This window comes from Pseudomonas sp. St316 (assembly GCF_018325905.1).
In the GTDB taxonomy this organism is placed as follows: Bacteria; Pseudomonadota; Gammaproteobacteria; order Pseudomonadales; family Pseudomonadaceae; genus Aquipseudomonas.
In genome coordinates, this window is record NZ_AP021901.1 from 1,287,315 (window position 1) to 1,311,188 (window position 23,874).

The window sequence follows — 23,874 nt, forward strand, 5'->3', positions numbered from 1 at the left end:
TTCCCGAGGCTGTCCCGAAGATGTTGATCCTGCGCGGCGCTCCTGCCCTTTCTGCCTTTCGCCACAGCAAACTCCTTGAGCAACTGAGCCAGAAGGTACCGGCTGTCAGCGGCTTGTATGCTGAATTCGCTCACTTCGCCGAAGTCACCGGCGGTTTGACCGGCGACGAACAGCAGGTGCTCGCGCGCCTTCTGAAGTACGGTCCAAGTGTTCCTGTCCAGGAGCCGGCCGGTCGCCTGTTCCTGGTGCTGCCGCGTTTTGGCACCATTTCGCCGTGGTCGAGCAAGGCCAGCGACATTGCCCGCAACTGCGGCCTGGCGAAAATCCAGCGCCTGGAGCGCGGTATTGCCTTTTATGTCGCCGGTGAGTTCAGCGAGGCCGAGGCCCAACTGATCGCCGACGGCCTGCATGACCGCATGACCCAGGTCGTCCTGGGCAACCTGGAGCAGGCCGCCGGCCTGTTCAGCCACGCCGAACCCAAGCCACTCACGGCCATCGACGTACTGGGCGGCGGTCGCGCTGCGCTGGAAAAAGCCAACGCCGAACTGGGCCTGGCCCTGGCCGAAGACGAGATCGATTACCTGGTCAACGCCTTCAAGGGCTTGAAGCGCAACCCGCACGACATCGAACTGATGATGTTCGCCCAGGCCAACTCCGAGCACTGCCGCCACAAGATCTTCAACGCCAGTTGGGACATTGACGGCCAGAGCCAGGAAAAAAGCCTGTTCGGCATGATCAAGAACACCTACCAGATGCACAGCGAAGGCGTTCTTTCTGCTTATAAGGACAATGCCTCGGTCATCGTCGGCAGCGTTGCCGGCCGTTTCTTTCCGGACCCCGAGACCCGCCAGTACGGTGCGGTCCAGGAGCCGGTGCACATCCTGATGAAGGTCGAGACCCACAACCACCCGACCGCCATCGCCCCGTTCCCTGGCGCGTCCACCGGTTCCGGTGGCGAGATCCGCGACGAAGGCGCCACCGGGCGCGGCGCCAAGCCCAAGGCTGGCCTGACCGGTTTCACCGTGTCGAACCTGCAGATCCCGGGCTTCGAACAGCCGTGGGAAAAGCCCTACGGCAAGCCTGAGCGCATCGTCAACGCCCTCGACATCATGATCGAAGGTCCCCTGGGTGGCGCGGCGTTCAACAACGAATTCGGCCGTCCGGCCCTGACCGGTTACTTCCGTACCTTCGAACAGTCCATCACCACCCCGCGTGGTGAAGAAGTCCGTGGTTACCACAAGCCGATCATGCTTGCTGGCGGCATGGGCAATATCCGCGCCGAACACGTGCAGAAGGGCGAGATCCTGGTCGGCTCCAAGCTGATCGTCCTCGGTGGCCCGGCCATGCTGATCGGCCTGGGTGGCGGCGCCGCTTCCTCCATGGCCACCGGCACCAGCTCGGCAGACCTGGACTTCGCGTCGGTCCAGCGGGAAAACCCGGAAATGGAACGCCGTTGCCAGGAAGTCATCGACCGTTGCTGGCAGTTGGGTGAACACAACCCCATCAGCTTCATCCACGACGTTGGCGCGGGCGGCCTGTCCAACGCCTTCCCGGAACTTGTCAACGACGGTGGCCGCGGTGGCCGCTTCGAACTGCGCAACATTCCAAACGACGAGCCGGGCATGGCCCCGCATGAAATCTGGAGCAACGAATCTCAGGAGCGTTACGTCCTGGCGGTCGGTCCGGCCGACTTCGAACGTTTCCAGGCCATTTGCGAGCGCGAGCGCTGCCCGTTCGCCGTGGTCGGCGAAGCCACCGCCGAGCCGCAACTGACCGTCACCGACAGCCACTTCGGCAACAGCCCGGTGGACATGCCACTGGAAGTGCTGCTGGGCAAGGCCCCGCGCATGCACCGTTCGGCTGTTCGTGAAGCCGAACTGGGCGATGATTTCGATCCGTCGACCCTCGATATCGCCGACTCCATCGAGCGCGTCCTGCACCACCCGGCCGTGGCGAGCAAAAGCTTCCTGATCACCATTGGCGACCGCACCATCACTGGCCTCGTGGCCCGCGACCAGATGGTCGGCCCATGGCAGGTGCCGGTGGCTGACGTGGCCGTGACCGCCACCAGCTTCGACGTCTACACCGGTGAAGCCATGGCCATGGGCGAGCGCACGCCGCTGGCGCTGCTGGACGCTCCGGCGTCGGGCCGCATGGCAATCGGCGAGACCCTGACCAACATCGCGGCTTCGCGCATTGGCAAGATTTCCGACATCAAGCTGTCGGCCAACTGGATGTCCGCCGCCGGTCACCCGGGTGAAGACGCTCGCCTGTACGACACCGTCAAGGCTGTCGGCATGGAGCTGTGCCCTGAGTTGGGCATCACCATTCCGGTGGGCAAGGACTCCATGTCCATGGCCACGCGCTGGAACGACGAAGGCGTGGACAAGAGCGTCACCTCGCCGTTGTCGCTGATCGTGACCGGTTTTGCTCCGGTCACCGACATCCGCCAGACCCTGACCCCGCAACTGCGCATGGACAAGGGCACCACCGACCTGATCCTGATCGACCTGGGCCGTGGCCAGAACCGCATGGGCGCCTCGATCCTGGCCCAGGTGCATGGCAAGCTCGGCTCGCAAGCGCCGGACGTCGACGATGCCGAAGACCTGAAGGCGTTCTTCGCCGTCATTCAGGGCCTCAACGCCGACGGTCACCTGTTGGCTTACCACGACCGTTCCGACGGCGGCCTGCTGACCACCGTGATGGAAATGGCCTTTGCCGGCCACTGCGGCCTGAGCCTGACCCTCGACAGCGTTGCCGAGTCCAAGGCTGAAATCCCGGCCATCCTGTTCAACGAAGAGTTGGGCGCGGTGATCCAGGTTCGCCAGGACGCCACCCCGGACATCCTCGCCCAGTTCAGCGCAGCTGGCTTGGCCGACTGCGTCTCGGTGATCGGCCAGCCGATCAACAATGCCCACATCAACATCACCTTCAACGGCGACACCGTCTTCGAAGGCCAGCGTCGCCTGTTGCAGCGCCAGTGGGCTGAAACCAGCTACCAGATCCAGCGCCTGCGCGACAACGCCGAGTGTGCCGAGCAGGAATTCGACGCGCTGCTGGAAGAAGACAACCCGGGCTTGAGCGCCAAGCTCAGCTACGACGTCAACCACGACGTGGCCGCGCCCTACATCAAGAAGGGCATTCGCCCACAAGTGGCGGTCCTGCGCGAGCAGGGCGTCAACGGTCAGGTGGAAATGGCGGCGGCTTTCGACCGCGCCGGTTTCAACGCTATCGACGTGCACATGAGCGACATCCTGGCCGGTCGTGTCGACCTGAACGACTTCAAGGGCATGGTTGCTTGTGGCGGTTTCTCCTACGGCGATGTGCTGGGTGCCGGTGAAGGCTGGGCCAAGTCGGCGCTGTTCAACAGCCGCGCCCGTGATGCGTTCCAGGGCTTCTTCGAGCGCACCGACAGCTTCACCCTCGGCGTGTGCAACGGTTGCCAGATGATGTCCAACCTGCACGAGCTGATCCCGGGCAGCGAGTTCTGGCCGCACTTCGTGCGCAACCGTTCCGAGCAGTTCGAAGCCCGCGTGGCGATGGTCCAGGTGCAGGAGTCGAACTCGATCTTCCTGCAGGGCATGGCCGGTTCGCGCATGCCGATCGCTATCGCCCACGGCGAAGGCCACGCCGAATTTGAAAGCGAAGAAGCGCTGCTCGAAGCTGACTTGTCCGGTTGTGTATCGCTGCGTTTTGTCGATAACCACGGCAAGGTCACCGAAACCTACCCGGCCAACCCGAACGGCTCGCCGCGCGGGATCACCGGCCTGACCAGCCGCGACGGCCGCGTCACGATCATGATGCCGCACCCGGAGCGTGTGTTCCGCGCGGTGCAGAACTCGTGGCGTTCGGACGACTGGAACGAAGACGCACCGTGGATGCGCATGTTCCGCAACGCGCGCGTCTGGGTGAACTGAGGCGGTGTACAAACTCTGCTTCTTCGTTCCGGCCAGCCACGTGGACGTGGTCAAAAGCGCCGTATTCGCTGCCGGTGGTGGGCGAATCGGCGACTATGACCACTGCGCCTGGCAAGTGTTGGGCCTGGGCCAGTTTCGCCCGTTGGACGGCAGCCAGCCGTTCATGGGCGAGGCGGGGCAGGTCGAGCAGGTCGAGGAATGGAAGGTGGAGCTGGTCGTTGCCGATGAGTTGATTCGTGAGGTGGTGGCGGCGTTGAAGCAGAGCCATCCCTACGAGACGCCGGCGTATGAAGTGTGGCGGTTGGAGGATTTTTGATCCGACTGCACCGAACTGAAAAACCCGCTGATTGATTCAGCGGGTTTTTTATTGGGCGTGATTTGAAGCCACATCATCTGCGTACACGGAACCCCGTGGCGAGGGAGCTTGCTCCCGCTGGGCGGTGCAGCAGCCCCAAACAGCCAAACTCGATTTGCCTGACACACCGCGTTGTCGGGTTTTAGGGCCGCTTCGCGAGCAAGCTCGCTCCCACAATGGAGTTGTGTTGTTCACAAAATGTGTGATCTGCACCCTGCCCTGTGGGAGCGAGCTTGCTCGCGATAGCGGACTGTCAGGCAACGAAGGCCTAAGCTTTCACCTCTGCCTGACGACTCAGCACCACCGCCTCCAACGCCTGCCACAACCCCGGCGCTTTCTCCCCAAGCAGCAAGTGCCAGACGCCACCCTCCAATGGGCTAACCCCCTGGCACCCCAGCGCCTTGAGAGCGCTTTCCGACAACCCTTTGCCGTCGGCCAGGCGCACCCGCAACCGGCTCATCGCCACGCAATCGAGTTGCAACACATTGCCACCGCCACCCAGCGCATCCAGCCATTGTTGCGCTTGGGCCCCGGACACGACGGTCGCTGTAGTCGGTTCAACCGCAGCGGCCACGGGTGCAATGACAGGGCGGTCGGAGGAGGGCATTGCCAGGCGGATTTCGTCGGCAATGCTGTCGGCCATCGGCCCGACCACCACCTGCAAGCTTCCACCGTTTCCGGGGCGGACCACGGCCATGGCACCCAAAGCCTTGAGCTGCGCGTCGGATGCCTTGTTGCGATCCACCATGTCCAGGCGCAGCCGTGTGGTACAGGCGCCGACGGTGATCAGATTGTCTGCGCCACCCAAGGCCTGGACGTAGGCCGCGGCTCGCTGGTTCTGGGCGATGACGGGTTTGTCCCCGGCCGGCACTTCTTCACGCCCTGGGGTCTTGAGGTCGAAACGGCGGATGCAGAAGTCGAACACCGCGTAATAGATCACCGCATAGGCCAGGCCCACCGGTATCACCAGCCAACCGTTACTGGACTTGCCCCAACCCAGGACCATGTCGATGAAACCGCCGGAGAACGTAAAGCCCAGGCGAATGTTCAGCCAGTCGGTGATCGCCATCGACAAGCCGGTGAGCAAGGCATGCAGCAGGAACAACAACGGCGCGAGGAACATGAAGGCGAATTCCACCGGTTCGGTGACCCCGGTAAGAAACGACGTCAGCGCCATGGACAGCAAAATCCCGCCCATCACCTTGCGCCGCTGGGGCAGGGCATTGCGGTACATCGCCAGGCATGCGGCGGGCAGGCCGAAGAGCATCACCGGGAACATGCCGGTCATGAACTGGCCGCCATTGGGGTCACCGGCAAAGTAGCGGGTCAGGTCGCCGGTGACCACCGCGCCGGTTTGTGGATCGGTGAAGCTGCCGAAGATAAACCACGCCATGTTGTTGAGGATGTGGTGCAGGCCGGTGACGATCAGCAGCCGGTTGAACACGCCGAACACGAAGGCTCCGAAACTGCCACTTTCCATCAGCAGGGCGCCGAAACTGTTGATGCCCTGCTGGACCGGTGGCCAGATCAGGCCGAACACCACGCCAAGGCCTACGGCGCTGAAACCGGTGACAATCGGCACGAAGCGCCGGCCGCCAAAGAACGCCAGGTACTCCGGCAGCTTGATGTCCTTGAAGCGGTTATATAACGCGCCGGCCAGCAGGCCGCTGATGATCCCGGCGAGCATGCCCATGTTGATGCTGGCATCGAGCACCTTCAGGGTGGCGATCATCACCAGATAACCGATGGCCCCGGCCAACCCCGCCGTACCGTTATTGTCCCGGGCGAAGCCCACGGCGATGCCGATGGCGAAGATCATCGCCAGGTTGGCGAAAATCGCCTGGCCGGCATCGTGGATGATGGCGATGTTCAACAGGTCGGTGTCGCCCAGGCGCAGCAACAGGCCGGCGATGGGCAGGATCGCGATGGGCAGCATCAGTGCCCGGCCGAGGCGTTGCAGCCCTTCGATGAAATGCTGGTACATGGCGTTTCTCCCTTTATTGTTCTTCGACGTGGCTCAGCCCAGGGGCCAGTGTTGATGACAGGCGCGGCGCACGGCTGCGGCACTGCCCAGGTTCAGCAGCTCGGCGCTGAGGCAAGCGCACTTGACGGTGTCGAGCTGGCGCACCCGCGCCTTGATTTCAGCGATCTGCGGCGCGCTGACCGACAGTTCCCGTACGCCCAGCCCGATCAGCACCGGCGTGGCCAAAGGGTCGCAAGCCAGGGCGCCACACACGCCGACCCAGCGCCCATGTTTCGCCGCGCCGGCGCAGGTCTGGGCGATCAGCCGCAGCAGTGCCGGGTGCAGGGCATCGACCCGGGCGGCGAGGCCGGCGTGGTCGCGGTCCATGGCGAGGGTGTATTGCGAGAGATCGTTGGTGCCAATGGAGAGGAAATCCGCGTGTTCGGCCAATTGTTCGGCCAGCAACGCGGCCGCCGGCACTTCGATCATCACCCCCAGTTGCGGGCGTTCGCTCAGGCCCAGTTCCGCGCCCAGGGCATCGAGGCGTTGGCGGATGTGCAGCAGTTCGTCGACCTCGGTCACCATCGGCAACAGGATCCGGCAGCACTCCAGCGGACGGGTGTTCAGCAAGGCTCGCAGTTGCTGGTCGAGCAGATCCGGCCGCAGCTGGGCCAGGCGAATGCCGCGCAGGCCCAGCACCGGGTTGGCTTCGGCCGGCAGTGGCAAATAATCCAACTGCTTGTCGCCGCCCACATCGATGGTGCGGATGATCACCGGCTTGCCGCCCATGGCATCGAGTACGGCTTGATAGGCCTGGCGCTGTTCCTCTTCGTCGGGTGCGGTGTGACGGTCGACGAAGAGGAATTCAGTGCGCAACAAGCCAACGCCGTCGGCACCGCTTGCCAACGCCTGGGCCGCATCGCCGCTGGAGGCGACATTGGCCGCCACTTCTATATTCACGCCATCGCGGGTGTGCGCCGGTGTGTGGGCGAGGGCCTGTTGTTGGGCGCGTTGGGTTGTTCGCCGCAGTTGTTCTTGTTGCACCTGGGCCAGGCGCTCGGCGGTTGGCGCGAGTTCGAGGCGGTCGCCGTCGGCATCCAGCACCACCGATTGCCCCGGCGTCTGTACCAGCAGTGCGTCGCCCAGCGCCACCAGGCACGGTAGGCCTTTGCCACGGGCCAGGATTGCCACGTGAGAGGTTGCGCCACCCTCGGCCGTGCATACGCCGGCCACGCCTTGGGCGCAGAGTTGCAGCAGTTCCGACGGTGTCAGTTCCAGCGCCGCGACGATGGCGCCCGTGGGCACGTCGAATTGCCAGGCCTCGCCCAACAGCTCGCGCAAGACCCGCTGGCGCAGATCGCGTAAATCATTGGCACGCTCAGCCAGCAGCGGACTGCCCAGTTGCTGCAGCACCTGGCATTGCAAGTCGATGGAGCGGCTCCAGGCGTGAGGCGCGGCACTGCCCTGATCGATGGCAAGGTGCGCGGCGTCAAGCAAGATCGGGTCTTCCAGCAGTGCCAGATGGGCGCTGAAAATCGCTTCTTCGTCGCGATGGCGGCGGGTCTTGGCGTTTTCCAGGGTGAGCTGGATTTGGCGACGGACGTGCTCCAAGGCACTGTTGAGCCGCTGCCGTTGTTCTTCGGCGTTGTGGTTGCCAGCGTCCTCGGGCAGTTGAATGCCATTCAAGCGAACCAGCGGCCCGGCCACCAGGCCGGGGGCCGCACATACACCGTGCAGCACGCCGTCTTCAGCGCTACGGTTGTGTGCCCTGACCGGCGGCGCCACGGCATGGGCTTCCTCAACCAGGGTTGTGGATAACGTCTTCAGCAGGGCTTGCAACGCTGCCTCGGCATCGCTGCCCCGGCAACTGACGTGCACCTCTGCCTGCTCGGTGATGGCCAGGCCCATCATTCCCATCACGCTGTCGCAGGACGCCGACTGACCAGCGAAATGCAGCTGCGAACGGCTCTTGAAGCCTTGGGCGGTCCGGCGAATCAACGCCGCCGGGCGGGCATGCAGACCGCCGCGATGGGCGATGCGGACCTGGCCGAAGACTTCCAGGCCACTGTCCTGGTCTTCGTCTTGTGTTTCACCCGGGGTCTTGGCGACGACATGCAACAGCGGCTCGCCGACCTTCACCCCTTTGAGGGTGATGGGCCGCGCCTGGAAGTGCTCGCCGTTGGTGATGACCAGCAGGCTGACCAGGCTCTTGCAGCGCAGGGCCACTTTGTCCAGGTCATAACGCAGCAGTGGCTGGCCGTTGCTGACCCGCGCCCCTTCCTTGACCAGCATGGAAAACCCCTCGCCTTGCAGCTCGACCGTATCCAGGCCCAGGTGCAGCAGCAGTTCGGCACCGTTGTCGGCGCGCAAGGTCACGGCGTGGCCGCTGCGGGCGACGTGGATCACTTCGCCGGCGCAGGGCGCGTAGAGGGTGTCGTTCAGCGGGTCGATGGCGATTCCGTCGCCCATCGCGCCACTGGCGAACACCGCGTCCGGAACGTTGGCGAGGGTGAGCACCGGGCCGCTGAGCGGGGCGCTGAGGATCAGCTCTTTATTCTTGTTGGGCATGGGGCGCTCTCATCAGGTTCTTTTATTAAAAGAAAGCCGTTGGCTCAGTGCGTACGGGTGACCTTGCTCAAGTGCCTGGGTTGGTCCGGGTCCAGGCCTCGGGCCACGGCCAGGCTCGCGGCCATGCCGTAGAAGCTCTGGATCGCCAGGATCGGGTCCAGGGCCGGGTGTTCGGCGCGGGTCAACGTCAGGTCGCGTTCGGCGATGTCATCCGGTGCCGCCAGCAATACCCGGGCACCGCGCTGGCGCATGTCCGCGGCCAGGCTCAACACCCCGGCCTGCTCGGCACCGCGTGGGGCGAACACCAGCAGCGGGTAATCGGCATCGATCAGCGCCATCGGCCCGTGGCGGACTTCGGCGCTGCTGAACGCTTCGGCCTGGATCGCCGAGGTTTCCTTGAACTTGAGCGCCGCTTCCTGGGCGATGGCGAACCCGGCGCCCCGGCCGATCACCATCAGCCGCTGACAGTCGCGCAGGGCTTCGACGGCAATGCCCCAATCCTGACGGGCGGCATCGCGCAAACCGTCGGGCAGGGTATGACCCGCTTCGAGCAACTCCGCGTCGTCCTTCCAGTGGGCCACCAGCCGTGCGCTGGCGCTGAGGGTGGCGATGAAACTCTTGGTGGCGGCGACGCTGCTTTCGACGCCGGCGCACAACGGCACGCTGAATTCACACGCCGCTTCCAGGGGCGAGTCGGCGGCGTTGACCAAGGCCACGCTCAAGGCGCCACGCTTGCGCAGCAGGCGCAGACTGTTGACCAGGTCCGGACTCTGTCCCGACTGGGAAAATGCAAAGGCCACCTGGCCGCTGACCTTGAGCGGCGCCTGCTGCATGGTCACCACCGACATTGGCAGCGAGGCCACCGGGATGCCCAGTTGCTGCATGGTCAGGTAGGCGAAGTAGCTGGCCGCGTGGTCGGAGCTGCCACGGGCAACGGTCATCGCCACTTGCGGTGGCTGACGGCGCAAGCGTCCGGCGATTTCCACCAGCGCCGGGTCCAACTGTTGCAACTGACGCTCGACGGCTTCGAAAGCGGTCAGGGCCTCTTCAAGCATTTTGCAAGTCAATGGTTTCTCCTTCGACCATCACGTCGGTCAGCGTCAGGGAGCGGTCCAGGCGCACGCAGTCGGCCCAAGCACCGGGTTGCAGGCGTCCGCGCTCGGGCAGGCCGAGGTAGTCGGCAGGGAATTGGGACAGGCGTTGCGAGGCCTCGCTGATGGGCAGGCCGATCTTCACCAGGTTGCGCAGGGCCTGATCCATGGTCAGGGTGCTGCCGGCCAGGGTCCCGTCGGCCAGCCGTACGCCGCCCAGGCACTTGGTCACGGTGTGGCTGCCCAGCTTGTATTCGCCATCGGGCATGCCGGCGGCGGCGGTGGAGTCGGTGACGCAATACAGGCACGGGATCGCACGCAAGGCCACGCGCATGGCGCCGGGGTGCACGTGCAACAGGTCCGGGATCAGCTCGGCATATTGCGCATGGGCCAGTGCCGCGCCGACGATGCCCGGTTCGCGGTGATGCAGCGGGCTCATGGCGTTGTACAAATGAGTGAAACTGGTGACCCCGGCGGCCAGCGCTGCGACACCTTCTTCGTAGCTGCCCAGGGTATGGCCGATCTGCATGCGCACGCCCCGGGCGCTGAGCGCGCGGATCAAGGCGTCATGACCGGCGATCTCCGGGGCAATGGTAATCACCCGGATCGGCGCCAAGGCCAGGTAACTCTGCACCTCGGCCATCAGCGCGGTGTGGGCGAAATTCGGTTGCGCGCCGAGTTTTCCAGGGTTGATGTAGGGGCCTTCCAGGTGCACGCCCAGGACCCGGGCGCTGCCATTCGGGCGTTGTTCACAAAACTCGCCGAGGGCCTGGAGCACGCTGGCGATCTCGTCGCTGGGCGCGGTCATGGTGGTGGCCAGCAGCGCGGTCGTGCCGAAACGTACGTGGGTGCGGGTAATGGTTTCGAACGCCAGGGCGCCTTGCATGATGTCCTTGCCGCCACCGCCGTGGACGTGCAGGTCGATGAACCCGGGTAACAGGTAAGGCAGGTCGTTGCTCGTCGGGTCGCAAGGCTGGCCTTCGATGGACACGACCTTGCCGTGTTCATGGATCAGGCGGCCGCGAACCCAGCCGTCGGGGGTGAGGATGTTGTCTTCGGACATGGGGATTCTCTAGTCGTCTAGCGCCGCAGCTCTGCGACAAAGTCGTAGTAGTCGTTGCGGCAATAGGTGTCGGTGACTTCGATGGGGGTGTTGTCTTCCAGGTAGCCGACCCGGGTCATCAGCAGCATCGCGGTGCCAGGGGCGATGCCCACCAGGGCGGCGAACTCGTCCGAGGCATTGATGGCCTGGATGTGTTGCAGGGCGCGCACCACCGGCTTGCCGATGCCGTCGAGAAACGCGTAGAGCGAATCACCCACCGCTTGTGGCTTGGGGATGATGCTGGCCGGCAGAGTGCTCATCTCGATGGCCATGACCGTGTCGTCGGCCTTGCGCAGGCGCTTGAGCCGCGCGACCTTGTCGGTGGGCGACAGACCCAGGCGGATCAGTTCTTCGTGGGTGGGCGGGGTGATGTCCCGTTCCAGCCATTGTGAACCGGGCACGAAACCCTTGAGCCGAAGCATCTCGCTGAAGCCGCTCAGGCGCGATAGCGGTTGTTCCAGGCGCGGGGTGATAAAGGTGCCGGAGCCTTGGTTGCGGCGGATCAACCCTTGTTCGAACAGTACTTCCAGCGCCTTGCGCGCAGTGACCCGGGAAATGCCCAGTTGCTCGCTCAAGCTGCGCTCGGACGGCATCGCTTGCTCGGCTTTCCACTGGCCGGCATGAATCGCCGTCTCCAGGTTACGCGCCAGTTGCAGGTACAGCGGCGTGGGTTGGGTGTCGTCGGGGCGCAGGGCCAAGATGTCGTTCATGTGAGTGTCCGATGCGGTTATAGGAATTGTCGCCCGGTGAGTTCCGGCTGAAGCTAATACCACTTGAATACCATGTCAACGCCACTTTCCCCAGGTTTAGAGGTGTATTTGTCGGGTTTTGGTGGGGTGGGATTGAAGTGGTATTAGAGAGTGGGAATTCGAAAGCAAAGATCGCAGCCTGCGACAACGCCGGTTGGGTGAACTGGTATTCGCCTGTAGGTAATTTCCGAATCCGCGATCTTTTGATTTTATTTTTCGATGCCGACGGGCGGTCACCCGAAACTGGCTCAAGCTCAAGGGCAGAGCGCTGTTGCGGCCAGAGCTTGCTCCCGCTGGGGCGCGAAGCAGCCCTGAAACCCGACAACCCGGTGTGCCAGACAGATTGAGTTGACTGCTTTGGGTCTGCTGCGCAGCCCCGCGGGAGCAAGCTCCCTCGCCACGGGGGAACTCGGTCTGTCAGACGCACGGAAGTTTCCGACAAGTTTTTAAGGTTGTCCCTCGGAAGCGTGGGCTCTAGTCTTTGGGTGTCGCTGCCAATTCAGCGACCGGATTTGACCGTCCGAGAATCTAGACGCGCCAGCGTTCCAAGACCTAGTTCAGGCGTTTTTCTTTCGTCTGAGGTATCGTGTTGCGGCGGCTGTGCGTGGGACGTCTTCGGACGTGCCGGTTCTCTTGATTCCCGGTCGGTCAACCCGCGTACAGCTGCCCCTTTTTTGTTTGACCGCAGAAGGGTGGTGGCTCCATTGAATCAGGAGCTGCACATGATCAAAGAAACCCCCAACCCTCCAAAACCCGCCTCCACTTACCCCTACGGCGACTACGCCCCCGAAAAACTCCAGCAGGCCGCTGACCGTGCGCTGGACCATTACCTCAAGCCTGACGACAGTGCATCAGAAGCCAAACCCTCGGTGCAGTTGTTCATTGTGGTGGACAGTGTCGACACCGAAAGCCTGTTAGCCAACCTCAGCGAAAACCTGGCCTCGGCCAATGCGATGCTCAGCGATCTAGCCTTTGACCTGGAAGGCTCGCGGCGACATGTGGCGTTGGGCGTTGCGCAGATGATTGAGTTGGCGGCGTTGTTGGCGAACAAGGTATTGGATCGGGTTGAGCTGCAAGCTTGATGCAATGCGTTTGGGCCTCATCGCGAGCAAGCTCGCTCCCACAGTGGTTTTGTGTGGTTCACGCCTAGGGCGATCGACACCAAACCTCTGTGGCGAGGGAGCTTGCTCCCGCTGGGACGCGAAGCGGCCCTAAAACCCGACAACGCGGTGTGCCAGGCAAAATGAGTTGACTGCTTTGGGGCTGCTGCGCAGCCCAGCGGGAGCAAGCTCCCTCGCCACGGGGAACTCGGTCTGTCAGACGCACCGAAGTTTCCGACAAGTTTTTAAGGTTGTCCTTCGGAAGCGGGGGCTTCAGCCTTTGGATACTGCTGTCGATGTGGCAGTTTTCAGATTTTCGCGATGCTCAGCGACCTTGCTTTCTATCTGGAAGGCTCGCGGCGTCACGTTTTGTTGGGAGTGGCACAGATAATTGAGTTGGGAGTGTTGTTGGCTAGCAAGGCTTTGGATCGGGCTGAGCTGCGGACCTGATGCAATAAGTGCCGGCCGCATCGCGAGCAAGCTTTGCTCCCACAGAGGCCGGTGTTGATCACACGCTCTGTGAACACCACAAATCCACTGTGGGAGCGAGCTTGCTCGCGATAGATCGAAAGACGAATACAAACATTCCGGCAGAGCACTTGACGAGCAAGGCTTTGGATCGGGCTGAGCTGCGGACCTGATGCAATAAGTGCCGGCCTCATCGCGAGCAAGCTTTGCTCCCACAGAAGCCGGTATCGATCACACGCTCTGTGAACACCACAAATCCACTGTGGGAGCGAGCCTGCTCGCGATAGATCGAAAGGCGAATATAGACATTCGGGCAGAGCACTTGGCGAGCAAGGCTTTGGACCGGGTTGAGCTGTAGACCTGATGCAAAAAGTGCCAGCCTCATCGCGAGCAAGCTTTGCTCCCACAGAAGCCGGTGTCGATCACACGCTCTGTGAACACCACAAATCCACTGTGGGAGCGAGCTTGCTCGCGATAGATCGAAAGACGAATACAAACATTCCGGCAGAGCACTTGGCGAGCAAGGCTTTGGATCGGGCTGAGCTGCGGACCTGATGCAATAAGTGCCGGCCTCATCGCGAGCAAGCTTTGCTCCCACAGCCGGTGTCGATCACACACTCTGTGAGCACCACAAATCCACTGTGGGAGCGAGCCTGCTCGCGATAGATCGAAAGACGAATACAGACATTCGGGCAGAGCACTTGGCGAGCAAGGCTTTGGACCGGGTTGAGCTGTAGACCTGATGCAATAAGTGCTGGCCTCATCGCGAGCAAGCTTTGCTCCCACAGAAGCCGGTGTCGATCACACGCTCTGTGAACACCACAAATCCACTGTGGGAGCGAGCTTGCTCGCGATAGATCGAAAGCCGAATACAAACATTCCGGCAGAGCACTTGGCGAACAAGGCTTTGGACCGGGTTGAACTGCGGACCTGATGCAATAAGTGCCGGCCGCATCGCGAGCAAGCTTTGCTCCCACAGAGGCCGGTGTTGATCACACGCTCTGTGAACACCACAAATCCACTGTGGGAGCGAGCTTGCTCGCGATAGATCGAAAGCCGAATACAAACATTCCGGCAGAGCACTGAACCTGTGGCGAGGGAGCCTCAAGTGACAGCATCAGCCACCCTGCCGGGCAACTGGCATGGGTTTGAAAACTACTGGTGGAGGTTCTCGAGCCGGCACGCTTCTCTCTCAATGCCGATGCACTCGACCGGTTGACTCACGCCTTTCTCGAAACGACGGGCATTCATCAATAGGCCGCCTTTGATACCGCCGATGAACGCGTAGGCACCTTCACGCGAGCCAGCGTTAGGTACCGATAAATCTACCGCCACGCTGCTGGGCCTGACTTCATATACCCAGCCGCCGTTTGCTGCTTCCTGGGTTGCCCAGAGCTTGGCTTCGCTATAATCGCGAAAGGCTACAATGATCGATCCGGCCAGGGGAGACTCCGGCCTGCGCACCGATCTCAAACTGGGTGGCGAGGAGTTCCAGGCCCGTAGACCGTTGGCAAGCGCATCTGCTCCCTGCACGGGGTTGATTGTCGTAGAACCGACGGCCCAAAGGGATTGCTTGGTCGTTACCCATGCCAGCCCCACTGGAGGCGTCAGCCGGTTCCAGTTGATGGAAATCGCGGCGACGTCCTGCATTGACTCGCGGCCGGTGGGTGCTCGGTAGTTTGGGTTCGGCCTGCATTTGGCAAGATCGTCTTTGTGGCAGGCCTGCTTGATGAAATGCGCCTTGACCCCACCCGGGAAGCTGATTTCCTGCTCTTTTGGAAAGGGCCCTCCTGATTGAACCTGATCGATTCCGTGGGGAGCCGTGAACTCGTACATCCACTCAATGGCGTAGTGTTGGGCCCAGATCAGGCTGCGCGTTGTGCTGCTGAACACCGTCCCGGCGCTGCCGCTTGCATGGGTGATCCAGTCGTATATCCATTCGTTCTCAGGGACGCCCACGGCTTTTGGCAACAGCCCCTTCTCGAAAGCACCGAGGCCCTGACCTGTCGTATCCCCTCGGTAGAGCGTGTCCATGTCGGTACGCCAGCGCAGCATGGGCGTGGTTTGGTGGATATCCACGCTCGAATCCGCCGTGACCTGAAGCCAGGCTTGATACCAAGGTTCATCTTTTCCATCCGCAGGGGCTCCGGCCCCCACGCGTCGGTACCCGACTGCCACACACCCGCCAACGCCACCACCGCAACCGCGCTGGTCCGTATAAAACTGTTATGAGTTGTCATGATTGGATGTCTCATCTGGAACGGTGAAGCCCTGTCGAATCACATACGTCATGACTGCCTATGCTTCGACGTGACACGTCTCACTATGAATTCTGCGGGGGCGACCTGCTGGGCAGAGCCTCGACCCACCGCATCAGTTATGAGGGTAGATCAAGGTCGGTGAGGCGGTTGGGTTCCGCTTCCGGGACTTGTAACAAGAAGTGGGAGGGGCCCAGTCCCAAGACCTGACACACTTAGTGTGTCAGGCAGACTGCTTTGAGGCTGCTGCGCAGCTCTGCGGGAATAAGCTCCCTCGCCACAAAGGCTCCTTGCAGTAAGGGACGTGGACTTACGGGCGGATCTCGATCATGGTGCCATCTGGCACCAGGTTCCAGATTTCGCGCATGTCCACATTGCGCATGGCGATGCAGCCGTCGGTCCAGTCCAGGGTATGGAACAGCTGTTCCGGGTTTTCTTCGCTGTCCGGCGTGCCATGGATCATGATCATGCCGCCGGGCTCCACGCCCTCGCGCCGGGCGCGGGCGGCGTCGCTGATGTTGGGGTAGGAGATGTGCATCGACAGGTAGTAGTTCGCGCTGGTCTTGCGCCAGTCGATCCAGTAGAAACCTTCGGGGGTGCGCTTGTCGCCTTCGATCAGCTTGGGGCCTTTCTTGGCACCCTTGCCCAGGGAGATGCGATAGGTCTTGAGTGGCTTGTTGTCGTTGATCAATTGCAATTGATGGGCAGACTTGAGCACCAGTACTTTTTCGATGACCTTGCCGTTGTAGGTTCCCACCGCAGAGGCCTGGGACACAGCAGTGAACGACAAGCAGAACAGGACAAGCAACCAGCGCATTGAAACGATATCCCTAGAGGTGTCGCGGCTATATTGATTGGTTTTTTCAGGTGTTGGCAGGCTGGGCCAGCGGTGGGATCGATTCGGATCGCACCGGGTAAGCCTCGGCTCGTCGGTCGGCGTAGAAATATTCCAGGGTGCGGCCCACCGTGCGGAAAGCCAGCTCGTCCCAGGGTATGTCTGCTTCTTCGAACAGTCTCACCTCAAGGCTTTCTGTCCCTGCGGCAAAATCTTCATCCACCAACTCGGCGCGGAAGAATACATGCACCTGGCTGATGTGCGGTACATCGATCAGCGTATAGATGCGTAGATTCCGGACCCGGGCGCAAGCTTCCTCGGCGGTTTCGCGTTCGGCGGCCTGTTCCACGGTTTCGCCATTTTCCATGAAGCCCGCCGGCAGCGTCCAATACCCGCGCCGCGGTTCGATGGCGCGTCGGCACAACAACACTTTGCTGCCCCAGGTCGGCACGCAACCGGCGACGATGTTGGGGTTCTGGTAATGGATGGTGTGGCAGGTGTCGCAAACGAAACGCAGGCGTGAGTCGCCTTCGGGTATGCGCTGGGTCACCGGGTTACCGCACTGGCTGCAGAATTTCATGCTTGGGTTCCTGAATGCTGCGCCTATCTTGGCGTGCGTAGGCCGGTGCGGCAAGTTGTCGTTTCGCGACACGACGCGGTGCGGGGCTTGGGCGGCTTGAATGATTGGTGCATGATGCAAGGTAGCGAATAAATCGAGAAGTCTCATGCTGGACGAGCTACTGCATCGAGTAAGCAACCATACCCCGCACGACCTGCAGGCCGACCGACGTTTCCCTGAAGCTGCGGTGCTGGTGCCGATCACCCGCAGTGATGAACCGGAGTTGGTCCTGACCCTGCGCGCCAGCGGGCTCTCGACCCATGGTGGCGAGGTGGCGTTCCCTGGCGGGCGCCGTGACCCGGAAGACCCCGACCTGATCTTCACCGCCCTGCGCGAGGCCGAGGAAGAAATCGGCCTGCCTCCCGGCCTGGTGGAAGTGATCGGCCCCCTCAGCCCGCTGATCTCGCTGCACGGCATCAAGGTCACGCCTTATGTCGGAGTGATTCCGGACTACGTCGAATACCTGGCCAACGATGCCGAGATCGCGGCGGTGTTCAGCGTGCCGCTGGAGTTTTTCCGCAAGGATCCGCGCGAACACACGCACCGGATCGATTACCAGGGCCGCAGTTGGTACGTGCCCAGCTATCGGTTTGGCGAGTACAAGATCTGGGGGCTGACGGCGATCATGATCGTCGAGTTGGTCAACCTGCTGTACGACGCCGATATCGACCTGCACACACCGCCCAAAAGCTACATCAATACCTGATGACCCGAGGAACCTCATGAAATACCGCTTGGGCGATGCCCGTGTCGAAACCCACCCACAGAGCTGGGTCGCGCCCAACGCAACGCTGGTGGGCAAGGTCCGCCTGGAAGAGGGTGCCAATGTCTGGTTCAACGCTGTGCTGCGCGGCGACAACGAGCTGATCCTGATCGGCAAGGACAGCAATGTGCAGGACGGCACGGTGATGCACACCGACATGGGGTATCCGCTGACCATCGGCACCGGCGTGACCATCGGCCACAACGCCATGCTCCACGGCTGCACGGTGGGCGACTACAGCCTCATCGGCATCAACGCGGTGATTCTCAACGGGGCGAAGATCGGCAAGAACTGCATCATCGGCGCCAATTCGCTGATCGGCGAAGGCAAGGAGATCCCCGACGGCTCCCTGGTGATGGGTTCGCCCGGCAAGGTCGTGCGGGAATTGACCGAAGCCCAGAAAAAAATGCTCGAAGCCAGCGCCGCGCACTATGTGCACAATTCGCAGCGTTATGCCCGCGACCTGGCCGAGCAGGAACTATGAGCGCCCCGGAACGCCCGGTCCCTTCGCCCTGCGTGAGCATTTGTGCGCTGGACGATGACGACATCTGCACCGGTTGCCAGCGCAGCGTGGCGGAAATCACCCGGTGGAGCCGGATGGACAACGCTGAGCGACGCGAGGTCCTGGCGTTGTGTCATGAACGGGCCAAGGCCAGCGGGCTGGTGTGGATGTTGCCGGCCAGGCGCTGACTGTGGATACGGATCCCTGTGGGAACCAAACCTGTGGGAGCAAGCCCTGTGGGAGCAAGGCTTGCCCGCGATGAACGATAACGCGGTCCTTCTGAAAGACCAGGGTGCCTGCATCGCGAGCAAGCTTTGCTCCCACAGGCTTCTATTTCTTCGGCCCCAACCACCGATCCATCCCCACCATCGCCAACGCAATTGCGACAAACCCCGCCAATATCCCCCCGGCATTGATGAACACCTGTGGATAACCCAGGTTCATCACGTCGATGAAAGGGTAGGGATAGGCCGCCAATACGTTGCCCCGGAATAACACATAGGCGAAATAAACCAGGGGGTAGAGCGTCCACAGCCCGATGTGGCGCAGGCGCAAGGAGCCTTTGGGCACCCACAGCCACCAATAGGCGATGTACAGCAAGGGCACCACGTCGTGCAGTAACTCGTCGGCCACGAACTGCCAACCTTCGGGCTGCCAGAGGTGGCGCAGCAGCAGGTTGTAGGCCAGTCCGACCAGGGCGATGCTCGCAGCGACGCCGCTGCCTACACTGGGTAGCAGGAACCAGCGCCGGGCCGCCGACTCGCGAGCGGTCAGTTCCCAGGTCAGCACCACGGCCACCAGGGTATTGGTCAGGACCGTGAAGAAACTGAAGAAACTCACCAGCCCGCCCAGCAGGCTCGCGTCCAGTTTCCAGCGACCCAGCAGGATCAGATACAGTTGGATGCTCAATCCCACCCAGCCCAGCAGTGCCGTCACCGAAACAAAACGCTGTCGCAGCGTGAGGTGACGACCCTGAACACTTCCCACGGCTCAGATCGGCCGTTTAGTGCGCATCAACTTGATGTACAGGCGCTCGACCTTCTCCCGCGCCCAGGGCGTCTTGCGCAGGAAAGTCAGGCTCGACTTGATGCTCGGGTCGCTCTTGAAGCAGCGGATGTCGATGCGTTCGGCCAGGCCCGACCATTCGTAATGCTGCACGAGGGCGTTGAGGATCTGCTCCAGCGTCACACCGTGCAGCGGGTTGTTATTGGGTTCGGTCATGGGAGGCCTTCGCACGAAAAGATGTAAAGCCGCGCACCTTAGCCGAGGTGCCCTCGTGGTGGAAGCATAGCCTTCATCATGATCGCCAGGGCCCCGCGCACTGTTACCGAATCCGAGATGATCCATGTCAACAAAAGCCCTTTCTCTATTGAGAACAGGACATTATCCTTGCGCCGCCTGCTGAAACGCTTCTTCTGTTGTGGCGAAGTTTCTGCATCCCTACTTAAAGATCAAAAAATGCTTAATGTCCTGAATCTGAAAAGACAGCGCTGTCTCGCTGGCCTCCTGTGGGAGCGAGCTCGCTCGCGATAGCCATACACATTCAACATTTGAAGCCGACTGACACGCCGCCATCGCGAGCAAGCTCGCTCCCACAGGGGATCGCGGCCGCCAAATTGCTTTTTTCAACTGAACCAAGCCCCCTCAAGATCGTCATCTACAGTGACTACTTGCGCGGGACTCCTTAAAACGTCACGGAGAATCACACTATGAGCACTGAGGGTGCTTTGAGTCGAAGCCGTTTGCTACCGAGCTTGCTCGGCATTCTGCTTCTATTGATGGGCCTGGCCCTGCTGGCCGGTGGAGTCAAGCTGAGCACGCTTGGCGGCTCGTGGTATTACCTGCTGGCCGGTATCGGTCTGGCGCTGACCGGCGTGCTGCTGATCATGGCCCGTCGTGCGGCCCTGGGCCTGTACGCACTGGTGCTGTTCGCCAGCACCGTGTGGGCGCTGTGGGAAGTGGGCCTGGATTGGTGGCAACTGGTGCCGCGCCTGGCCATGCTGTTTGCCCTGGGCATCGTCATGTTGCTGCCGTGGTTCCGCCGTCCGTTGTTGACCGCCGATGCCTCGGCCACGGGCACCCGCGCGTTGGGCGCCGCCGTGGTCATCGCCGGTGTCGCGGCCATCGCCAGCCAGTTCACCAGCCCCGGTGAAATCAAGGGCCAACTGGACCGTGACGCTGTGCCAGGCATGACCAACACCGCACCGACCATGCCGGACGGCGACTGGAACTCCTACGGGCGCAGCGCCCATGGCGACCGCCATTCGCCGCTGGCGCAGATTACGCCCGAGAACGTCGGCAAGCTGAAGCAAGCCTGGACCTATCGCACCGGCGACCTGCCTGGGCCGAACGACCCAGGTGAGACCACCGCCGAAAACACCCCGCTGAAAGTCAACGGCATGCTCTACGTGTGCACGCCCCACAGCCAGGTAATCGCCCTGGAGCCGGAAACCGGCAAGGAAATCTGGCGTTTCGATCCGAAGCTTTCCACGCAAAAAGCCGAGAACTTCAAGGGCTGGGCCCACATGACCTGCCGTGGCGTGAGCTATCACGATGACGCCGCGTACGCCTCGGCCGAGCAGAGCCCCACCGGTACTGCCAGCACCACGCCGGCCAGCGCCGTGTGCCCGCGCCGGATCTTCCTGCCGACCGCCGACACCCGCCTGATCGCTCTCAACGCCGACACCGGCAAGATGTGCGAAGACTTCGGCGACAAGGGCCAGGTCGACCTGAGCGCCAACATCGGCGGCTTCACGGCGGGCGGCTACTACTCCACCTCGCCACCGGCGGTCACCCAGAACCTGGTGGTGATCGGCGGCCACGTCACCGATAACGTTTCCACCGACGAGCCAAGCGGTGTGATCCGCGCCTACGACGTACACACCGGCAAGCTGGTGTGGAACTGGGACAGCGGCAACCCCGACGACACCACGCCGATTGCCGAAGGCCAGACCTACACCCGCAACTCGCCGAACATGTGGTCCATGTTCAGCGTCGATGAAAAACTCGGCATGCTCTACCTGCCGATGGGCAACCAGACCCCCGACCAGTTCGGTGGCCTGCGCACCCCTGAGTCGGAAAAATACTCCGCCGGCCTGACGGCGCTGGACATCGCCACCGGCAAGGTGCGCTGGTACTTCCAGTTCACCCACCACGACCTGTGGGACATGGACGTTGGCGGACAACCGACCCTGATGGACATGAAGACCGCCGACGGGGTGAAGCCGGCCGTGCTGGCTTCGACCAAGCAGGGCAGCATCTACGTGCTGGACCGCAGCAACGGTCAGCCGATCATCCCGATCAAGGAGATCCCGGTGCCGCAAGGCGCAGTGGAGGGCGACCACACCTCACCGACCCAGCCGATGTCCGACCTGAACTTCGTGCCGCCGGTGCTCAAGGAAAAGGACATGTGGGGCGTGACCCCATTCGACCAGATGTTGTGCCGTATCGACTTCAAGTCGCTGCGTTATGACGGCATGTTCACCCCGCCGTCGCTGCAAGGCTCGATCGTCTACCCGGGTAACTTCGGCGTGTTCGACTGGGGCGGTATTTCGGTGGATCCGGTGCGGCAGATCGCCTTCGTCAACCCGAGCTACATGGCGTTCAAGTCCAAGTTGGTGCCGGCGACGGAAGTGGCTGGCGGTCCGGGTCGCAAGAGCGAAACCGAAGGCGTGCAGCCGAACAAAGGCGCGCCGTATGGCGTGATCCTCGAAGCGCTGCTCTCGCCCATGGGCCTGCCTTGCCAGGCACCTGCGTGGGGTTATGTCGCGGCCGTCGACCTGACCAACAACAAGACCCTGTGGAAACACAAGAACGGCACCGTGCGTGACAGCTCGCCAGTACCTATCCCGCTGAGCATGGGTGTTCCGAGCCTGGGTGGCACGTTCACTACCGGCAGCGGCCTGGCGTTCCTGAGCGGCACCCTCGACCAGTACCTGCGTGCCTACGACGTGAAGAACGGCAAGCAACTGTGGGAAGGCCGCCTGCCCGCGGGCGCCCAGACCACGCCGATGACCTACACCGGCAAGGACGGCAAGCAATACGTGCTGGTCGTTGCCGGCGGCCACGGTTCCCTGGGCACCAAGCAGGGTGACTATGTGATTGCCTACAAACTGCCGGATTAAGCCCAACCGGCGCTCATGAAAAAGGCGACACCCTTGCGGGTGTCGCCTTTTTTAATACCCGAATGTCACCCTAGTTAACCGTGGGAGCAAAGCTTGCTCGCGATGCTGGCGCCTAGGTCTTCAGGTGGACCGCGTTATCGTTCATCGCGGGCAAGCCTTGCTCCCACAGGTCACCCTGGACAAGCGATCCTGTTTACAACTCGATCTTCACCGCCTGCGAAGCGCGGGTCGCCTTGGCGCGGGCGGCTTCGACGGATTCGTCGCGGGCCAGGGCCACGCCCAGGCGGCGTTGGCCGTTGACTTCCGGCTTGCCGAACAGGCGCAGGGCGGTGTCCGGTTCGCTCAGGGCGGCGCCCAGGTTGGCGAAAGCGGTCTGGGTCGATTGGCCTTCCACCAGGATCACCGCCGACGCCGACGGGCCGAACTGGCGGATCAGCGGAATCGGCAGGCCTAGAATGGCCCGGGCATGCAGGGCGAATTGCGACAGGTCCTGGGAAATCAACGTCACCAGGCCAGTGTCGTGCGGGCGCGGCGAGACTTCGCTGAACCACACCTGGTCGCCCTTGATGAACAGTTCGACGCCGAACATCCCACGGCCACCCAGGGCCTCGGTCACCGCTTTGGCGACGCGCTCGGATTCGGCCAGCGCCGCCGGGCTCATGGCTTGCGGCTGCCAGGATTCCTGATAGTCGCCTTTCTCCTGGCGGTGACCGACCGGTGCACAGAAGGTGGTGCCGCCGGCATGGCGTACGGTGAGCAGGGTGATTTCGTAGTCGAAGTCGATGAAACCTTCGATGATCACCCGGCCCTTGCCGGCTCGGCCGCCTTCCTGGGCGTAATCCCAGGCCTTCTGCACATCATCGACGCTGCGCAACAGACTCTGGCCCTTGCCCGAGGAACTCATCACCGGTTTGACCACGCAGGGGAAGCCCAGGGTCTCGACGGCCTTGCGGTAGTCTTCGACGGTGTCGGCGAAGAAATACGGCGAGGTCGGCAGGCCCAGTTCTTCGGCGGCCAGGCGACGGATGCCTTCGCGGTTCATGGTCAACTGCGCGGCGCGAGCCGTAGGGATCACGGTGAAACCTTCGGCTTCCAGTTCCACCAGGGTGGCGGTGGCGATGGCCTCGATTTCCGGCACGATGAAATGCGGCTTCTCGGCCTCGATCACCGCACGCAGCGCGGCACCGTCGAGCATGTTGATCACGTGGCTGCGATGGGCCACTTGCATGGCGGGTGCGTTGGCGTAGCGATCCACGGCAATCACCTCGACGCCCAGGCGCTGCAGTTCGATTACCACTTCCTTGCCCAGCTCGCCGCTGCCACACAACAAAACGCGGGTCGCGGTGGGCGACAATGGGGTTCCGATACGGGTCATCTGAAGGTCCTCAAACAGGAGCGGATCATCGGGGCACACGCGCCGGGCGAGCTTCCCATGGGAGAAAGCGCGGCATTTTACATGA

18 protein-coding genes and 1 pseudogene are annotated in these 23,874 nt (G+C 62.4%); 8 read left to right on the top strand and 11 right to left on the bottom strand.

What is annotated here, in order from left to right; translation table 11 throughout:
• Positions 1 to 20 precede the first annotated feature (20 nt).
• A complete protein-coding gene (purL, locus tag KI237_RS05720; RefSeq protein ID WP_212799147.1) occupies positions 21 to 3,917 on the top strand; it encodes a phosphoribosylformylglycinamidine synthase in 3,897 nt (1,298 codons plus the stop codon).
• A 4-nt stretch (positions 3,918 to 3,921) separates the two neighbouring features.
• Positions 3,922 to 4,233 carry a divalent cation tolerance protein CutA gene (gene cutA / locus KI237_RS05725; protein WP_212799148.1) on the top strand — a complete coding sequence of 104 codons (312 nt, stop codon included), beginning with the start codon at positions 3,922 to 3,924 and terminating at the stop codon, positions 4,231 to 4,233.
• Between the two features lie 307 nt (positions 4,234 to 4,540).
• On the opposite strand, the gene nagE is transcribed toward cutA, so the two are convergent.
• From nagE to KI237_RS05750, 5 genes are read right to left on the bottom strand one after another with little or no spacing between them, the layout of a single operon-like run.
• Positions 4,541 to 6,256 carry an N-acetylglucosamine-specific PTS transporter subunit IIBC gene (nagE, locus tag KI237_RS05730; protein WP_212799149.1) on the bottom strand — a complete coding sequence of 572 codons (1,716 nt, stop codon included), beginning with the start codon at positions 6,254 to 6,256 and terminating at the stop codon, positions 4,541 to 4,543.
• A gap of 33 nt (positions 6,257 to 6,289) precedes the next feature.
• Positions 6,290 to 8,803, bottom strand: coding sequence for a phosphoenolpyruvate--protein phosphotransferase (gene ptsP / locus KI237_RS05735; protein WP_212799150.1), 2,514 nt, complete (start codon positions 8,801 to 8,803; stop codon positions 6,290 to 6,292).
• Positions 8,804 to 8,847: 44 nt separating this feature from the next.
• Positions 8,848 to 9,870: an SIS domain-containing protein gene (locus KI237_RS05740; protein ID WP_212799151.1), complete on the bottom strand. Its 1,023-nt coding sequence runs from the start codon at positions 9,868 to 9,870 to the stop codon at positions 8,848 to 8,850.
• Entirely contained in the window at positions 9,851 to 10,957 is a 1,107-nt protein-coding gene (gene nagA / locus KI237_RS05745; protein ID WP_212799152.1) for an N-acetylglucosamine-6-phosphate deacetylase, read from the bottom strand. Before nagA ends, KI237_RS05740 begins: the two co-directional genes overlap by 20 nt.
• Before the next feature lie 17 nt (positions 10,958 to 10,974).
• Complete coding sequence (locus tag KI237_RS05750; RefSeq protein WP_212799153.1) at positions 10,975 to 11,706, bottom strand: GntR family transcriptional regulator; 732 nt, start codon at positions 11,704 to 11,706, stop codon at positions 10,975 to 10,977.
• A gap of 761 nt (positions 11,707 to 12,467) precedes the next feature.
• Here KI237_RS05750 and KI237_RS05755 point away from each other — a divergent pair.
• A complete protein-coding gene (locus KI237_RS05755) occupies positions 12,468 to 12,827 on the top strand; it encodes a DUF6124 family protein (protein WP_212799154.1) in 360 nt (119 codons plus the stop codon).
• Between the two features lie 336 nt (positions 12,828 to 13,163).
• A pseudogene (locus tag KI237_RS30905) lies at positions 13,164 to 13,295 on the top strand (DUF6124 family protein); the annotation flags it as partial.
• Positions 13,296 to 14,468: 1,173 nt separating this feature from the next.
• On the opposite strand, the gene KI237_RS05760 reads toward KI237_RS30905, so the two are convergent.
• From KI237_RS05760 to KI237_RS05770, 3 genes are all read right to left on the bottom strand, one after another.
• The gene (locus tag KI237_RS05760; protein WP_212799155.1) at positions 14,469 to 15,392 is read right to left on the bottom strand and encodes a scabin-related ADP-ribosyltransferase; all 924 of its coding nucleotides are present in this window, start codon (positions 15,390 to 15,392) and stop codon (positions 14,469 to 14,471) included.
• Between the two features lie 489 nt (positions 15,393 to 15,881).
• Complete coding sequence (locus KI237_RS05765) at positions 15,882 to 16,388, bottom strand: L,D-transpeptidase family protein (RefSeq protein ID WP_212799156.1); 507 nt, start codon at positions 16,386 to 16,388, stop codon at positions 15,882 to 15,884.
• Positions 16,389 to 16,434: 46 nt separating this feature from the next.
• Positions 16,435 to 16,986, bottom strand: a complete 552-nt coding sequence (locus KI237_RS05770; protein WP_212799157.1) for an NUDIX hydrolase — start codon at positions 16,984 to 16,986, stop codon at positions 16,435 to 16,437.
• A 145-nt stretch (positions 16,987 to 17,131) separates the two neighbouring features.
• Here KI237_RS05770 and KI237_RS05775 point away from each other — a divergent pair, with 145 nt between their 5' ends.
• From KI237_RS05775 to KI237_RS05785, 3 genes are read left to right on the top strand one after another with little or no spacing between them, the layout of a single operon-like run.
• Positions 17,132 to 17,731 carry a CoA pyrophosphatase gene (locus KI237_RS05775; protein WP_046064854.1) on the top strand — a complete coding sequence of 200 codons (600 nt, stop codon included), beginning with the start codon at positions 17,132 to 17,134 and terminating at the stop codon, positions 17,729 to 17,731.
• Between the two features lie 16 nt (positions 17,732 to 17,747).
• Positions 17,748 to 18,272, top strand: coding sequence for a gamma carbonic anhydrase family protein (locus KI237_RS05780; RefSeq protein ID WP_212799158.1), 525 nt, complete (start codon positions 17,748 to 17,750; stop codon positions 18,270 to 18,272).
• Positions 18,269 to 18,478 (top strand): DUF1289 domain-containing protein, encoded by a 210-nt coding sequence (locus KI237_RS05785; RefSeq protein WP_212799159.1) that lies wholly within the window; start codon positions 18,269 to 18,271, stop codon positions 18,476 to 18,478. Before KI237_RS05780 ends, KI237_RS05785 begins: the two co-directional genes overlap by 4 nt.
• Before the next feature lie 142 nt (positions 18,479 to 18,620).
• Here KI237_RS05785 and KI237_RS05790 read toward each other — a convergent pair whose 3' ends face one another.
• The gene (locus KI237_RS05790; RefSeq protein ID WP_212799160.1) at positions 18,621 to 19,277 is read right to left on the bottom strand and encodes a Pr6Pr family membrane protein; all 657 of its coding nucleotides are present in this window, start codon (positions 19,275 to 19,277) and stop codon (positions 18,621 to 18,623) included.
• A 3-nt stretch (positions 19,278 to 19,280) separates the two neighbouring features.
• Complete coding sequence (locus KI237_RS05795; protein ID WP_212799161.1) at positions 19,281 to 19,511, bottom strand: VF530 family protein; 231 nt, start codon at positions 19,509 to 19,511, stop codon at positions 19,281 to 19,283.
• A gap of 488 nt (positions 19,512 to 19,999) precedes the next feature.
• On the opposite strand from KI237_RS05795, the gene KI237_RS05800 reads away from it, so the two are divergent.
• Positions 20,000 to 22,414, top strand: a complete 2,415-nt coding sequence (locus KI237_RS05800; protein ID WP_212799162.1) for a glucose/quinate/shikimate family membrane-bound PQQ-dependent dehydrogenase — start codon at positions 20,000 to 20,002, stop codon at positions 22,412 to 22,414.
• 193 nt (positions 22,415 to 22,607) lie between these two features.
• Here KI237_RS05800 and purT read toward each other — a convergent pair whose 3' ends face one another.
• On the bottom strand, positions 22,608 to 23,789 hold the full coding sequence (purT, locus tag KI237_RS05805) for a formate-dependent phosphoribosylglycinamide formyltransferase (RefSeq protein ID WP_212799163.1): 1,182 nt from the start codon (positions 23,787 to 23,789) through the stop codon (positions 22,608 to 22,610).
• Positions 23,790 to 23,874 lie beyond the last annotated feature (85 nt).

Coding starts and splice junctions, on each gene's coding strand:
- purT (WP_212799163.1), bottom strand. CDS start 23,789: ATGACCCGTATCGGAACCCCATTGTCGCCCACCGCGACCCGCGTTTTG.
- KI237_RS05780 (WP_212799158.1), top strand. CDS start 17,748: ATGAAATACCGCTTGGGCGATGCCCGTGTCGAAACCCACCCACAGAGC.
- KI237_RS05785 (WP_212799159.1), top strand. CDS start 18,269: ATGAGCGCCCCGGAACGCCCGGTCCCTTCGCCCTGCGTGAGCATTTGT.
- nagE (WP_212799149.1), bottom strand. CDS start 6,256: ATGTACCAGCATTTCATCGAAGGGCTGCAACGCCTCGGCCGGGCACTG.
- nagA (WP_212799152.1), bottom strand. CDS start 10,957: ATGTCCGAAGACAACATCCTCACCCCCGACGGCTGGGTTCGCGGCCGC.
- purL (WP_212799147.1), top strand. CDS start 21: ATGTTGATCCTGCGCGGCGCTCCTGCCCTTTCTGCCTTTCGCCACAGC.
- KI237_RS05775 (WP_046064854.1), top strand. CDS start 17,132: ATGCTGGACGAGCTACTGCATCGAGTAAGCAACCATACCCCGCACGAC.
- KI237_RS05800 (WP_212799162.1), top strand. CDS start 20,000: ATGAGCACTGAGGGTGCTTTGAGTCGAAGCCGTTTGCTACCGAGCTTG.
- KI237_RS05770 (WP_212799157.1), bottom strand. CDS start 16,986: ATGAAATTCTGCAGCCAGTGCGGTAACCCGGTGACCCAGCGCATACCC.
- KI237_RS05755 (WP_212799154.1), top strand. CDS start 12,468: ATGATCAAAGAAACCCCCAACCCTCCAAAACCCGCCTCCACTTACCCC.
- KI237_RS05765 (WP_212799156.1), bottom strand. CDS start 16,388: ATGCGCTGGTTGCTTGTCCTGTTCTGCTTGTCGTTCACTGCTGTGTCC.
- KI237_RS05750 (WP_212799153.1), bottom strand. CDS start 11,706: ATGAACGACATCTTGGCCCTGCGCCCCGACGACACCCAACCCACGCCG.
- ptsP (WP_212799150.1), bottom strand. CDS start 8,803: ATGCCCAACAAGAATAAAGAGCTGATCCTCAGCGCCCCGCTCAGCGGC.
- KI237_RS05795 (WP_212799161.1), bottom strand. CDS start 19,511: ATGACCGAACCCAATAACAACCCGCTGCACGGTGTGACGCTGGAGCAG.